The following is a 14,110-nucleotide window of genomic DNA, read 5'->3' as shown; positions in this document are numbered from 1 at the left end:
CCGCATGAAGCCGTCCATTATTCTCTATAAAGCGTTACCTGACGATTTACTGCATCGCCTGGAAGAGCATTTTACTGTGACTTCTGTACCGAACCTGCGCCCGGAAACGGTCGCACAGCACGCCAAAGCCTTTGCCAACGCCGAAGGCCTGCTGGGCTCCAGTGAAGCCGTCAATACCGCGCTGTTGGAGAAAATGCCCAGGCTGCGAGCGACATCCACAATTTCCGTAGGCTATGACAACTTCGATGTCGATGCCCTTAATGCGCGTAAGGTGCTGTTGATGCATACGCCAACCGTACTAACGGAAACCGTCGCCGACACGGTGATGGCGCTGATGTTAAGCACCGCTCGCCGTGTGGTGGAAGTTGCTGAACGGGTTAAGTCTGGCGAATGGACCAAAAGTATCGGACCGGACTGGTTTGGTACGGATGTCCATCACAAAACGCTGGGCATTGTCGGCATGGGTCGTATTGGGCTCGCACTGGCGCAACGTGCGCATTTTGGCTTTAGCATGCCGATTCTCTATAACGCCCGCCGTCATCATCACGAAGCGGAAGAACGCTTCAACGCGCGTTACTGCGATCTCGACACGCTGTTGCAGGAGTCTGATTTTGTCTGCCTGATCCTGCCATTAACCAACGAAACACATCATCTGTTCAGTACCGAGCAGTTTGCCAAAATGAAGTCTTCCGCCATTTTCATTAATGCCGGACGTGGCCCGGTGGTCGATGAAAAAGCGTTGATTAGCGCTCTGCAAAACGGCGACATTCATGCCGCAGGTCTGGATGTATTTGAGCAGGAGCCAGTAGCGACAGACTCTCCTCTGCTGTCACTGCCCAACGTGGTGGCTGTGCCGCACATTGGTTCAGCCACGCACGAAACGCGCTATAACATGGCGGCCTGCGCGGTGGATAACTTAATCGATGCGCTGCAAGGAAGAGTGGAGAAGAACTGCGTAAACCCGCAGGTCGCGTAATAAACAAAAGGCCGGGTAGCGCTCACGCTTACCCGGCCTTCTATGTATTACAGCACTCTTTTACTGAGTGGCATTCACCGCAGCAGTCCAGGCTTGAGTAAACGCCTGATGCTGAGCAGCCAACGGACCAATCAACGTGTTGTACTGACTTGCCTGTTGTGAGGTTGGGAACTGGATACCGTTGGCGACAAAGCTCACCTGCGTATCCTGTTGCGCCACAAAATCACCGACCTGCACCAGTTGCTGCGTGAAGATTTGCGCGGCAGGGATCAGCGGCTGTAACGCCTCTGAAGGCGCAGTGACGACTTTATTGTAGACCTGATCAAAGACCGGCTTGAGATCCTCGCCCTGTTTCAGCGCGCCATGCGCAGCATCTGCCTGCAGTTTCGCATTCTGCAACTGTTGCCCTAACACACCCAGTGCGCCATTTGCCTGACGCAGCGGTTCACGCTGAGTCACATAATCCTGAGGAACACGAATCGCATTTACACTATCAACGACCGGGCGCAGACCGGAGTCCATCGCCTGATTAATCTGTTGAGAATAGCCATACAGAATCGCGTAATCGGACACAAACGGGCCAAACTGTTTTTTCTGATCGGCGGTCAGCGTTGGTAAACGCTCCCCGCTACGCATTGCAGTATTCTGCAGAAAATCGATAAACGCCTTGCGCTGATCGCCTTCTTTATCAAAACACCCACTCAGGCCAACTACCATTAAGAGCGCCAAAACAGGCGCAAACCAGCGAGAGCAGGACTTACCTGTCGCCATTTTAATACTCCTTTCACCCAAAAATGCGCACAACGACACCCGCGTGCCAGACGTTGACAAGGATAGTCCAGGTCAGGCTCGCAAGATACCCTTTCCGCGTAATCTTGTGAGGGAAAATAACCGCTCCCGCCCCCCTTTTTTTTGCTAAACAATGCGCCATTCATTGCCCAGGGCCATATTTTCGTCATCTTTACAATCGGGAGCGATCGTTCGGAGATCGCGACCTTAATCAGTTTGTTAGCCTGTAAAGGCTGGTCGCTCATACTCTGCTGAAACGAATCCATCACGCAAACCTTAGATCCGACTTCATTTTTTCCGACTACTCTTAAGGAGCTTCGATGAAATTCACGATCCCGCTGTGTGATTTATAGGAGTTCTCAATGGAATACAAAGATCCAATGTTTGAACTGCTGAGCAGTCTGGAGCAGATTGTTTTTAAAGATGTATCGCAGACAGTTACTCTGACGCAAAAAACCAACCCTTTCACCGAATTTGAACAGCTACGACGAGGGACAGGTTTAAAAACAGATGATTTTGCCCGAGTGATGGGCGTGACGGTCGCGATGGTGCATGAATGGGAGTCTAAACGCGTTAAGCCTTCCACTACCGAATTGAAGTTGATGCGCCTGATCCAGGCCGATCCGAGATTAAGTAAGCAGTTGATGGATTGAACTATTTTTTAATTTTGCTGAAGAACGGTCCGGTAAAAGGGCCGTTCCCTTACGGAGGGTATCCACAAATAAGAAAATAGTAGTTGCATCCACAGGCGTAAAATGAGTTAATGCTCTCAACGGTTTGACGTACAGACCATTACAGCAGTTTAGTAAGGCAAGTCCCTTCAAGAGTTATCATTGATACCCCTCGTAGTGAGCATTTCCTTTACTGTTAAAAAATCTGTAGAGCACGCCATATCGCCGAAAGGCACACTTATTTTTTAAAAGGTAATACACTATGTCCGGTAAAATGACTGGTATCGTAAAATGGTTCAACGCTGATAAAGGTTTCGGCTTCATCACTCCTGACGATGGCTCTAAAGACGTGTTCGTACACTTCTCTGCTATCCAGAACGATGGCTACAAATCTCTGGACGAAGGTCAGAAAGTTTCCTTCACCATCGAAAGCGGCGCTAAAGGCCCGGCAGCTGGCAACGTAACCAGCCTGTAAGCTTAAAAAGCTCAAAATTCTGAATCCCTGCCAAACGGCGGGGATTTTTTTTACCTGTATTTCGCAATACATCCCACCGAAACGCGTCTTTGCATTACTTTACCCGCCGTACCTTTGACCTTTCCCTAAGGGCAAGCTTTATAGTGAGCCAGTCTGTATTCCATAATGTTCACAAGGAATTGAAGCTATGTCGAAATCCTCACTGCTGCTGGTTTTAGGTTTGCTCACAACGGGCACTGCATTCGCGGCGACCCCGGAAGCCACTTTTCTGGCGGAACATGGACTCAGCGGTAAATCCGTTGAGCAAATCGTAGAGACTATTGACCAGTCGCCGCAGAGTCGCCCGTTGCCTTACTCAGCGTCTGTCACCAGCACCGCGCTGAAACTCTCTTCTGGCGATCAGGTTTATACCCTGCCGCTCGGTGACAAATTCTACCTGTCATTTGCCCCCTATGAATGGCAAACACACCCTTGCTTCAACCATAGTCTGTCTGGCTGCCAGGGCGAAATGCCGGAGAAGACATTCAATGTCAAAGTGACGGACAGTAAGGGAGAGGTCGTAGTACAAAAAGCGATGAAGAGCGGTCGAAACGGCTTCGTCGGGGTATGGCTACCGCGCAATATGGAAGGCACCATCGCAGTAAGCTACAACGGTAAATCAGCCGAGTATCCCATTAAGACTATGGAAGACAGCCAGACCTGCCTGACTAAGTTGCAGTTGCGCTAACACATAAAAAAATGCCGGATAAGGCGGAGACGCCATCCGGCATTTTCTAAGTCAGCTCAGGACCGTTACTGTAGCAGCGAAATATCCGCCACGCGCAGGAACAGCTCGCGCAGTTTTTCGAGCATAGACAGACGGTTAATACGCAGTTCTTTATCTTCTACGTTAACCATGACTTTCTCGAAGAAGGCATCGACCGGTTCACGCAGTGCCGATAGCTCAACCAGCGCTTCCTGGTAATGCCCGGCTGCAAAGACTGGCTCCAGCTTGTCGCGCAGCACCACAACCTGCATCGCCAGCGCAATTTCTTCCGGCTCTTTCAGCGTTGCCGCATTCACGCGGTCGTTCAGCGTTTCTTCAGACTTCGCCAGGATGTTCGATACACGCTTGTTCGCCGCAGACAGCGCGGACGCGGCTTCCAGCGTACGGAAGTGCGATACCGCCTTCATGCGTGCGTCGAAATCAGCTGGACGAGTCGGACGACGCGCCAGCACGGCCTGAATGGTATCAACGGTGTAACCTTCATCCTGATACCAGGCGCGGAAGCGACCGAGCATAAAGTCGATAACGTCATCCACGACTTTCGCGTTGGTCAGCTTGTCACCATACAGACGAACCGCTTCTTCGGTCAGCGTTTGCAGATCGAGATTCAGGTTCTTCTCAACGATAATACGCAGCACGCCCAGCGCGGCACGACGCAGCGCAAACGGGTCCTTATCGCCTTTCGGATGCTGGCCGATACCAAAGATACCCGCCAGGGTATCCATCTTGTCGGCAATCGCCACGGCACAGGCTACCGGATTAGACGGCAGGTCATCGCCGGCAAAGCGCGGCTGATACTGCTCGTTCAGCGCCACGGCCACATCTTCCGCTTCGCCATCATGACGCGCATAGTGCATGCCCATCACGCCCTGGGTGTCGGTGAACTCAAAGACCATGTTGGTCATCAGGTCACACTTGGACAGAAGGCCCGCACGCGTTGCGTGGTTAACGTCAGCGCCAATCTGGCCAGCAATCCAGCCCGCCAGCGCCTGGATACGATCGGTCTTGTCGCGCAGCGTACCCAGTTGCTGTTGGAACAGCACGGTTTGCAGACGCGGCAGATGATCTTCCAGACGTTTTTTACGGTCGGTATTGAAGAAGAACTCGGCATCCGCCAGACGCGGGCGAACCACTTTCTCGTTACCGGAAATAATCTGGCTCGGATCTTTCGATTCGATGTTGGCAACGAAGATAAAGTTCGGCAGCAGTTTGCCGTCGTTGGCGTAAACCGGGAAGTACTTCTGGTCGCCTTTCATGGTGTGAACCAGCGCTTCTGACGGAACCGCGAGGAATTTATCTTCGAACTTCGCGGTCAGCACTACTGGCCATTCCACTAGCGAGGTGACTTCTTCCAGCAGGCTTTCGCTCAGATCGGCGTTACCGCCAATCTTGCGCGCCGCTTCTTCAGCATCGGCTTTGATTTTCGCTTTACGCTCAGCGTAATCCGCAATCACTTTACCGCGCTCACGCAGGATTTCTGGGTATTGATCGGCAGAATCGATGGTGAATTCCGCTTCGCCCATAAAGCGATGGCCGCGAATCACGCGATCGGACTGAATGCCCAGAATCGTTGCCGGAATCACTTTGTCACCCAGCAGCAGAGTCACGGTGTGAACCGGACGCACGAAATGGACGTCAGACGCGCCCCAGCGCATCAGTTTCGGGATCGGCAGCTTAGCCAGCGAGGTGGCGATCATGTTCGGCAGCAGCGTTTCAGCGCTTTCGCCTTTCACATGCGCGCGGTACAACAACCACTCGCCTTTATCGGTGGTCAGACGCTCGGCCTGGTCAACGGTGATACCGCAGCCACGCGCCCAACCTTCTGCCGCTTTACTCGGTTTGCCTTCGGCGTCAAACGCCTGAGCAATTGCCGGGCCGCGTTTTTCAACTTCACGGTCAGGTTGCGCTTCAGCCAGGTTCGCGACTTTCAGCGCCAGACGACGCGGTGCGGCGAACCACTCAACGTTGCCGTGCGCGATGCCAGCGTTATCCAGCTCCGCGGTAAAGTTCGCAGCAAAGGACTCAGCCAGGCTGCGCAGTGCTTTTGGTGGCAGCTCTTCAGTGCCGATTTCCACCAGAAAAGTTTTCTCAGACATGGCCGCCTCTTATTTCTCTTTGTTGCACATCGGGAAGCCAAGGGCTTCACGGGAAGCGTAGTAAGCTTCTGCCACTGCTTTGGTCAGGGTGCGAATGCGCAGGATATAGCGCTGACGCTCGGTGACGGAGATGGCTTTACGCGCATCCAGCAGGTTGAAGCTATGAGCGGCTTTCAGAATACGTTCATACGCAGGCAGCGGCAGTGGGTTTTCCAGCGCCAGCAGCTGCTGCGCTTCTTTCTCGTACTGCTCGAAGCAGGTGAACAGGAAGTCCACGTCGGCGTATTCGAAGTTATAGGTGGATTGCTCCACTTCGTTCTGATGGAACACGTCGCCGTAAGTGGTTTTACCCAGCGGGCCGTCGCTCCAGACCAGGTCGTAAACGCTGTCTACGCCCTGAATGTACATGGCCAGACGTTCCAGACCGTAGGTAATTTCCCCGGTCACAGGTTTACATTCCAGACCACCAACCTGCTGGAAGTAGGTGAACTGCGTGACTTCCATACCGTTCAGCCACACTTCCCAACCCAGCCCCCAGGCACCCAGCGTCGGGTTCTCCCAGTTATCTTCCACGAAACGGATGTCGTGAATGGTCGGGTCCATACCCAGCTCTTTCAGAGAACCCAGGTACAGCTCCTGAATATTGTCCGGAGACGGCTTAATCACTACCTGGAACTGATAGTAGTGCTGTAAGCGGTTCGGGTTTTCGCCATAGCGGCCGTCGGTCGGACGACGAGAAGGCTGCACATACGCAGTCGCCATCGGTTCCGGCCCCAGCGCACGCAGGCAGGTCATTGGGTGAGATGTCCCCGCGCCGACTTCCATGTCCAATGGTTGAACGATGGTGCAGCCCTGGCGAGCCCAGTAATCCTGTAAGGTCAGGATCAAGCCCTGGAAGGTCCTGGTATCAAACTTTTGCATATTATTTCGTGCTGGATACGTGTGGATTTAAAGGAAGCGGTCAGTATACCCGCTGGCTGCAAGATATACAGTACGAAACGGGAAAAAGGGGGAACTTAGCGCATGGAAAGGTGCAAAAACTGCCCGTCTGCATCAAAAGAGCAGACAAAACTCTCTTTACGGAAGGTCGAACCGCGCATTTCATAGCTGCCCTGGAATTGTTCCAGGCCGGCGATATCAATTTTCTGCGCGCCGGTGTTATAAAGCTCTGCCGCTTCACTTTTGCACAATGCCGCCATATCGAGCGAACGTGCGGCATTCACCTTTTGCGCCTTCTGCGCAGGTGCAGGCGGCTGTGTGTCGGCGCACGCCGCCAACAAAAAGATAGCGAGCGCGGGAAAGAAATACTTCATCATCATTTTATTACCGCCTGGTTTGCTGGTCAGTCTTATTATTAGTGTCTGGAAACGGATCTTATTTTGAGAATCTCATCAGACCATCTCAAGCTTTAGCGTAAAAACTCAGATTATTCCAGTGAGTTACGCTCGCAAAAAATCGGTCAGACTTTTTTTAATGGAGACAGAGGAACTGATGCAGCCCAAAATTTTCTGGATTGATAACCTGCGCGGAATAGCTTGTTTAATGGTCGTGATGATCCACACCACAACCTGGTACATCACCAATGCGCACAGCGTCAGCCCGTTGAATTGGGATCTGGCCAATGTGCTCAATTCCGCCTCTCGCGTCAGCGTACCGTTGTTCTTTATGATTTCGGGTTATCTGTTTTTTGGCGAACGCAGCGCCAAACCGCGTCATTTCACGCGCATCGCGCTGTGCATTCTTTTTTACAGCAGCGTGTCGCTGGCCTATATCCTGTTGTTTACCTCGATCAACGCTGAGCTGTCGCTGAAAAACCTGCTGCAAAAGCCGGTGTTCTATCACCTGTGGTTTTTCTTCGCCATCGCCGTCATCTACCTGCTTTCCCCGCTGATACAGGTGAAAAATATCAGCGGCAAGATGCTGCTGGCGCTCATGGTAGTGACTGGGGTGATTGCCAATCCCAACACCGTCTCGCAAAAAATTGGCGGTTTTGAGTGGCTTCCCATCAACCTGTACATCAGTGGCGACACGTTCTATTACATCCTGTACGGCATGCTGGGAAGGGCGATTGGCATGATGGATACACAGAAACGTTCGCTCACCTGGCTCTGTGCAGCGTTGTTCATCGTCGCCGTGTTTGTTATCTCTCGAGGCACGTTGCATGAACTGCGCTGGCGAGGCAATTTTGCCGATACCTGGTACCTCTACTGCGGCCCGGCAGTATTTATTTGCGCCGTCTCGCTCCTGACGCTGGTCAAAAACACGCTCAGCACGCACACTCTGCCGGTATTGGGCCTTATTTCCCGTCACTCGTTGGGTATTTATGGCTTTCATGCGCTGATCATTCACGCGCTGCGCACCAACGGTTTAGAACTCAAGAACTGGCCGCCGCTGGATATGCTATGGATTTTTAGCGCCACGCTGGCGGGTAGCCTGCTGTTATCCATACTGTTGCAGCGCATTGATACACGCAGGCTGGTGAGTTAAGACTCACCGTTTTGTTCATTCCGCCCTGGACGCAGCAGTAAAACTTGTCCGACCAAACACACGAAGAATGCTGCCGGGTATAGCCCCTTTTCGATGGGCGCTAACGGAATATTCCATATCCCTACCAGCAGTAGTCCCAGCGTTATCAACGCCACCATCTTGCATATGGAGGTGAAGCATTCGTCATTCTGATTAAGATTTACAGCACGCTGATAAGCATACGTCACAAACATTCCCGTCATCAGCGCACCCAAAAAATAGCCTTTGCCACTCAATAACGGGCAGGCATGCCATAAGCCAACAACGTAAATCAGTATGCCAGAGAAGAATAATATCCATGGCAACAGCCTGGTCGTCTTCATTGGGATCTCCTTATCCATCATGGGTACAATATGAATAACCCGCTAAAGACAACACAGAAATATGCCACCACACTGAATTTTCAGAATAAATCCATGTGTATCAATTATTTATTAGATTGAAATATATATTAAATCAATCCCCTCTGTTATCCAGAGGGGAAGGTCGTCAGGACATCAGCGGCTGTAATTGCTGATAAATACGACGGAAGGTTTCCCGACGCTGTTGGTAGAGCGCATGGCGCTCAGCATCAGGATAATGCGCCTGTTCCAGCGTAAGCTGAGGCAGTATGTCTGATAACGGCTTTTGCGGGTTCATGGCAATTTGCGCCAGGCGCGCCGCACCGAGTGCAGGACCGACATCGCCGCCGGTACGATAATCCAGTTGCAACCCGCTGATATCAGACAGCATCTGACGCCAGTATTCGCTGCGAGCCCCGCCGCCAATGAGCGTAATGCTGGCTGGCTGTATACCGCACGCATGCACGACATCCATGCCGTCGGCCAGCGCAAAACCCACACCTTCCAGTACCGCCCGCGCCAGTTCTGCCGGACCATGCTGATGCGTCAGACCGAAAAATACGCCCTTCGCCTGCGGGTTATTATGCGGCGTACGTTCACCGGACAGATAAGGTAAAAACCAGACTGGTTCGGCGTCTGCATTCGCTTGTTGCGCTGCGTCGATCAATGCCGGTACGCTCGCCAGTCCGGTTAATTTCGCCGCCCAATCCAGGCAGGATGCCGCACTCAGCATCACGGACATCAGGTGCCATCGCTCCGGCAAAGCATGACAAAAACTGTGGACCGCGCTTTCCGGCTTACTGAGGAAGCCGTCGCTTACCGCAAAATAGACGCCGGATGTACCCAACGAAAGCATCGCCTGACCGGCATTCATCATGCCTACGCCGACCGCTCCCGCCGCGTTATCACCGCCCCCGGCAACGACCGCAACCTCATTCATTCCCCAGTCCAGGGCGACTTCTGGCAGTAATGTTCCGGTAATCGCACAACCTTCGTATAGCGCAGGCATATGCGCACGAGACAGCTTACAGGCCGCCAGCATGACATCACTCCAGTCACGTTTGGCGACATCCAGCCACATCGTACCTGCCGCATCAGACATATCGCTGGCAAAATCGCCGGTCATACGCAGACGCAGGTAATCTTTCGGCAGCAACACTTTATCTACCCGGCTGAAAATCTCCGGCTCGTGACGTTGCACCCACAGCAACTTTGGCGCGGTAAAACCAGGCATCATCAGGTTGCCGGTGATAGCACGAGACTGCGGAACCAGGTTCTCCAGCATTACGCACTCTTCAGCGCAGCGGCCATCGTTCCACAGGATTGCGGGACGTAATACTTTCTGTTGCTTGTCCAGTAACGTCGCGCCGTGCATCTGGCCGGCAATCCCTAACGCTTTCACCTCACTGAGCGAATGCTGCTGGCCCAGCGCTTTTACGGCGCGATCCGTTGCCAGCCACCATTGTTCAGGGTCCTGCTCTGACCATAACGGATGCGGACGCGAGACCGTGAGTTTCTCCGTTTGCGAAGCGATCACATCGCCCTGCTCATTCAGCAGAATGGCCTTTACGCCTGAGGTGCCAAGATCTATCCCGATATACATAGCGTATCGTTCCTTAAAGAAAGGCCCGGCAGCGCGTGGCTTTCCGGGCTTACGGACGTTCTCAGAAACCTGTTATTTGTCGAACAAATAATGGTTTACCAGATTTTCCAGCAGTTCCTGATGGCCGCTCTGATGCACTGGCGCCAGATTATGTTGTTCAGCGTACTGCGCAATTTCCGTCAGCGTCATCTGCCCTTTCAGAATTTGCTGGCCCAGCTCACCATTCCAACCAGCGTAACGCTTGGCCACACGCTGATCCAGACCACCGTCCTCAATCATACGGGCCGCAATTTTCAGCGACAGCGCCATGGTATCCATTGCGCCAATATGACCATAGAACAAATCGTATTTATCGGTGCTCTGACGACGAACTTTGGCGTCAAAGTTCAGACCGCCGGTGGTGAAGCCGCCCGCTTTGAGGATTTCGTACATCACCAACGCATTCTCTTCTACGCTATTTGGGAACTGGTCAGTATCCCATCCCAACTGTGCGTCACCGCGGTTGGCATCGACAGAACCAAACAGACCCAGCGCGATAGCAGTGGCGATTTCATGATGGAATGAGTGACCCGCCAGCGTGGCGTGGTTGGCTTCGATATTCAGTTTGATCTCTTTTTCCAGGCCGAACTGCTTGAGGAACCCATAAACGGTCGCCGCATCGTAGTCGTATTGGTGTTTGGTCGGTTCCTGCGGCTTCGGTTCGATAAGCAAAGTGCCCTGGAAACCCGTTTTGTGTTTGTGCTCTACCACCAGCTGCATAAAGCGGCCAATCTGCTCACGTTCCTGACGCAGATCGGTATTCAGCAGCGTTTCATAGCCTTCACGGCCGCCCCACAGAACGTAGTTTTCACCGCCTAGCTTGTGCGTGGCATCCATCGCCGTGACTACCTGTGTGGCAGCCCAGCTGAACACTTCTGGATCCGGGTTCGTGGCCGCGCCCGCGCCGTAGCGTGGATTGGTGAAGCAGTTTGCCGTTCCCCACAGCAGCTTGACCCCACTTTGTTCCTGTTTTGCCGCCAGTACATCAACCATCTGCGCAAAGTTGTTTTTGTACTCTTTCAGCGACGCGCCTTCCGGTGAGACATCCACGTCATGGAAGCAGTAGTAAGGGACGTTCAGCTTGTGAAAGAACTCAAATGCGACATCCGCTTTGCGTTTCGCCAGCTCCAGTGCTTCTCCGGGCTGCTGCCACGGACGATCGAAAGCGCCCATGCCGAACATGTCCGCACCGTTCCAGCAGAATGTATGCCAATAGCAGGCGGCAAAACGCAGATGATCTTCCATGCGTTTGCCCAACACGATTTCGTCAGGGTTGTAATGGCGAAATGCGAGCGGGTTAGTAGTTTTAGTCCCTTCAAAACGAACACGATCGAGTTGGTCGAAATAAGCCTGCATAATAAGCTCCATAATCAGGTAATACGGCAAGTAAACTGCGATATAGCTATACTGGAATTTCCTGATTTATTGCTCAATTACGTTATTTCACACCGCCATTAAGAGAATACCCAAACGTGCGCTGGCTCCCAAAAAAGCGCATTGAAAAGAGAATTAAAAAAGCGATCGCGATCGAAGGTTAATCATTAAACAAAAAACCGTAATGCGCAGATAAAAAATGGCAATTGTCATCCCGCGTTCAGTATGTGAATTTTGCGTAGCATTAAGAAAATAAAAATTTGTCACGCTTCATCAAGCAGTCGTCCCTGCGGTTTTGCTAGTATCGACAGGCCACGTTAACCTTCCAGGACAGATTCTTATGTTTGATAAACGTCACCGCATCACTCTATTATTTAATGCCAATAAAGCCTACGACCGCCAGGTGGTAGAAGGGGTGGGTGAATATTTACAGGCATCACAATCAGAGTGGGATATATTCATTGAGGAAGATTTCCGCGCCCGCATTGATAATATTAAAGACTGGTTAGGCGATGGTGTTATTGCCGATTATGACGATGATGACATTGCACAATTACTTGCCGATGTGGATGTTCCTATCATCGGCGTCGGGGGTTCCTACCATGCGGAACAGGATTATCCGCCGGTGCATTACATTGCCACCGATAACCACGCGCTGGTAGAAAGCGCTTTCCTGCATCTGAAAGAAAAAGGGATCAACCGGTTCGCGTTCTACGGACTGCCCGCTTCAAGCGGCAAACGCTGGGCGGCTGAACGTGAATATGCGTTTTGCCAACTGGTCGCTAAAGAAAAGTACCGTGGTGTTGTCTATCAGGGACTGGAAACCGCGCCGGAAAACTGGCAGCACGCGCAAAATCGTCTGGCGGACTGGCTGCAAACTCTGCCGCCGCAAACCGGCATTATCGCCGTCACCGACGCGCGAGCGCGGCACATTCTGCAAGCTTGCGAACACCTGCATATTCCGGTCCCGGAAAAACTGTGCGTGATTGGAATCGACAACGAAGAACTGACCCGTTACCTGTCGCGGGTGGCGCTGTCATCCGTTGCTCAGGGGGCCAGGCAGATGGGGTATCAGGCTGCTAAGCTTCTGCACCGGTTACTGGCGAATGAAGAACTACCGCTGCAACGCATACTGGTCCCGCCAGTGCGCGTCATTGAACGCCGTTCAACTGACTACCGTTCATTGACCGATCCGGCGGTGATTCAGGCGATGCACTTTATCCGCAACCATGCCTGCAAAGGCATTAAAGTCGAACAGGTGCTGGATTCAGTGGGGATTTCGCGGTCGAATCTGGAGAAACGTTTTAAAGAAGAGGTCGGAGAAACTATCCATGCGGTGATTCATGCCGAGAAGCTGGAAAAAGCGCGCAGCCTGTTGATTTCCACCACGCTGTCGATCAACGAAATTTCACAAATGTGCGGCTATCCATCACTGCAGTACTTCTATTCCGTCTTCAAGAAAGAGTACGACACGACGCCAAAAGAGTATCGCGATGTGAATAGTGAAGTGTTGCTATAGAGGGAATTGCCGGATGGCGGCTTCGTCTGATCCGGCCTACGAGATGACTTGTAGACCGGATTAGCACACGTTACATATGCGCGGCAATTAAGCGCTGGTTATCCTGATACATTGCGAACAGATAGTTGTTGTAGCTCTGTCCCTTAGTGGAATAACCCTTCAGCTTATGGATCATCGCAGTAGCGGTGACTTCCTGATCGGCTTTACGCAGTTGCGCACGTGACTTCCGGAAAGAAGAGTAAGCTGGGTGCGTATTCAGGTTAATGACATAGGCATTGACTGACTCTTTCACTGATTCAAACTGTGAGTAGCCTTTCACCTTACCAGGGGCATTATTACAACGCCCTTTGCCACATTTCATGCCAAACAGGTTGTTGTTGCTCCGCGCCAGCTTCGACGTCCCCCAGCCGCTTTCAGCCGCAGCCATGGTTGCCACCATACTGGTCGGGATAATGTCTACACGCTCAAGCAGCGTGTTCCACGGAATTTTACGCGTGTTGCCAGACCAGCTCACCTTATAGCGCTTAGCGATGTCTTTCATCCGCGTACGCTCTGTCGGTGACCAGCGATTCTGGTACTGTTTTGAAATCAGCCAGTTACGATCCGCCGTAATGGCAGCATTTTGACTGGTAATATAAGGCATAACCGTCCGGAGAAACGCTTTTTTCCTTGGTGTTCCGGAAGGGTATTTTCGCAAATCAGGAAGTGAACTACTCTTTGCACTATTGCGAGAATACTCTTGTTTACTGCTAACCTGTTTATTACTTGCCTTGATTACCTGGGGCTTGTGACTCGTTGTCGCCGTGTGTGTCTTTGCCAGCGCCTCACCCGAAAATGCAACGGTGAGTAACATAAGAATCATTGCCCCATATCGTCGAATGGGAGTCAATATCATTAGGTCTCCTGGTCGGATTTATACATTCCAACACCTTATA

The 14,110-nt window shown here is 52.1% G+C and carries 14 protein-coding genes; 6 read left to right on the top strand and 8 right to left on the bottom strand.

The annotated features are described in order from the left end of the window. The first annotated feature begins 4 nt into the window (after nt 1-4). Nucleotides 5-976: a glyoxylate/hydroxypyruvate reductase GhrB gene (ghrB, locus tag AC534G_RS00965; protein ID WP_110496546.1), complete on the top strand. Its 972-nt coding sequence runs from the start codon at nt 5-7 to the stop codon at nt 974-976. A gap of 60 nt (nt 977-1,036) precedes the next feature. On the opposite strand, the gene AC534G_RS00960 is transcribed toward ghrB, so the two are convergent. Beyond that, complete coding sequence (locus AC534G_RS00960; protein WP_038635187.1) at nt 1,037-1,747, bottom strand: DUF3053 domain-containing protein; 711 nt, start codon at nt 1,745-1,747, stop codon at nt 1,037-1,039. Nucleotides 1,748-2,127: 380 nt separating this feature from the next. Here AC534G_RS00960 and AC534G_RS00955 point away from each other — a divergent pair, with 380 nt between their 5' ends. The 3 genes from AC534G_RS00955 to cueP all read left to right on the top strand — a co-directional run bounded on the left by AC534G_RS00955 (nt 2,128) and on the right by cueP (nt 3,638). Then, nucleotides 2,128-2,418 (top strand): HTH-type transcriptional regulator, encoded by a 291-nt coding sequence (locus AC534G_RS00955; RefSeq protein WP_003024273.1) that lies wholly within the window; start codon nt 2,128-2,130, stop codon nt 2,416-2,418. A 280-nt stretch (nt 2,419-2,698) separates the two neighbouring features. Beyond that, nucleotides 2,699-2,911: a transcription antiterminator/RNA stability regulator CspE gene (gene cspE, locus AC534G_RS00950; protein ID WP_000014594.1), complete on the top strand. Its 213-nt coding sequence runs from the start codon at nt 2,699-2,701 to the stop codon at nt 2,909-2,911. A gap of 187 nt (nt 2,912-3,098) precedes the next feature. Next, nucleotides 3,099-3,638, top strand: coding sequence for a copper-binding periplasmic metallochaperone CueP (cueP, locus tag AC534G_RS00945; RefSeq protein ID WP_001620860.1), 540 nt, complete (start codon nt 3,099-3,101; stop codon nt 3,636-3,638). A 65-nt stretch (nt 3,639-3,703) separates the two neighbouring features. Here cueP and glyS read toward each other — a convergent pair whose 3' ends face one another. The 3 genes from glyS to AC534G_RS00930 form a co-directional block, all read right to left on the bottom strand. Next, nucleotides 3,704-5,773 carry a glycine--tRNA ligase subunit beta gene (glyS, locus tag AC534G_RS00940; RefSeq protein ID WP_110496544.1) on the bottom strand — a complete coding sequence of 690 codons (2,070 nt, stop codon included), beginning with the start codon at nt 5,771-5,773 and terminating at the stop codon, nt 3,704-3,706. Nucleotides 5,774-5,782: 9 nt separating this feature from the next. Continuing rightward, entirely contained in the window at nt 5,783-6,694 is a 912-nt protein-coding gene (glyQ, locus tag AC534G_RS00935) for a glycine--tRNA ligase subunit alpha (protein WP_001168552.1), read from the bottom strand. A gap of 95 nt (nt 6,695-6,789) precedes the next feature. Further along, nucleotides 6,790-7,092 (bottom strand): YsaB family lipoprotein, encoded by a 303-nt coding sequence (locus tag AC534G_RS00930; protein ID WP_038635204.1) that lies wholly within the window; start codon nt 7,090-7,092, stop codon nt 6,790-6,792. A 172-nt stretch (nt 7,093-7,264) separates the two neighbouring features. On the opposite strand from AC534G_RS00930, the gene AC534G_RS00925 reads away from it, so the two are divergent. Further along, a complete protein-coding gene (locus AC534G_RS00925; RefSeq protein WP_110498773.1) occupies nt 7,265-8,260 on the top strand; it encodes an acyltransferase in 996 nt (331 codons plus the stop codon). Here AC534G_RS00925 and yiaB read toward each other — a convergent pair. The 3 genes from yiaB to xylA form a co-directional block, all read right to left on the bottom strand. Further along, nucleotides 8,257-8,622 carry an inner membrane protein YiaB gene (gene yiaB / locus AC534G_RS00920; RefSeq protein WP_038635205.1) on the bottom strand — a complete coding sequence of 122 codons (366 nt, stop codon included), beginning with the start codon at nt 8,620-8,622 and terminating at the stop codon, nt 8,257-8,259. The genes AC534G_RS00925 and yiaB overlap by 4 nt on opposite strands. A gap of 166 nt (nt 8,623-8,788) precedes the next feature. After that, the gene (gene xylB / locus AC534G_RS00915; RefSeq protein ID WP_110496542.1) at nt 8,789-10,243 is read right to left on the bottom strand and encodes a xylulokinase; all 1,455 of its coding nucleotides are present in this window, start codon (nt 10,241-10,243) and stop codon (nt 8,789-8,791) included. 72 nt (nt 10,244-10,315) lie between these two features. Continuing rightward, nucleotides 10,316-11,638 (bottom strand): xylose isomerase, encoded by a 1,323-nt coding sequence (xylA, locus tag AC534G_RS00910; protein WP_038635208.1) that lies wholly within the window; start codon nt 11,636-11,638, stop codon nt 10,316-10,318. A gap of 358 nt (nt 11,639-11,996) precedes the next feature. On the opposite strand from xylA, the gene xylR reads away from it, so the two are divergent. Then, on the top strand, nt 11,997-13,175 hold the full coding sequence (gene xylR, locus AC534G_RS00905) for a D-xylose utilization transcriptional activator XylR (RefSeq protein ID WP_038635210.1): 1,179 nt from the start codon (nt 11,997-11,999) through the stop codon (nt 13,173-13,175). Between the two features lie 70 nt (nt 13,176-13,245). On the opposite strand, the gene AC534G_RS00900 is transcribed toward xylR, so the two are convergent. Next, nucleotides 13,246-14,070: a protein bax gene (locus tag AC534G_RS00900; protein ID WP_038635213.1), complete on the bottom strand. Its 825-nt coding sequence runs from the start codon at nt 14,068-14,070 to the stop codon at nt 13,246-13,248. Between the last annotated feature and the right edge of the window lie 40 nt (nt 14,071-14,110).

It is taken from the genome of Citrobacter sp. CRE-46, from assembly GCF_059615875.1.
This window is presented reverse-complemented; position numbering and strand designations above follow the sequence as displayed.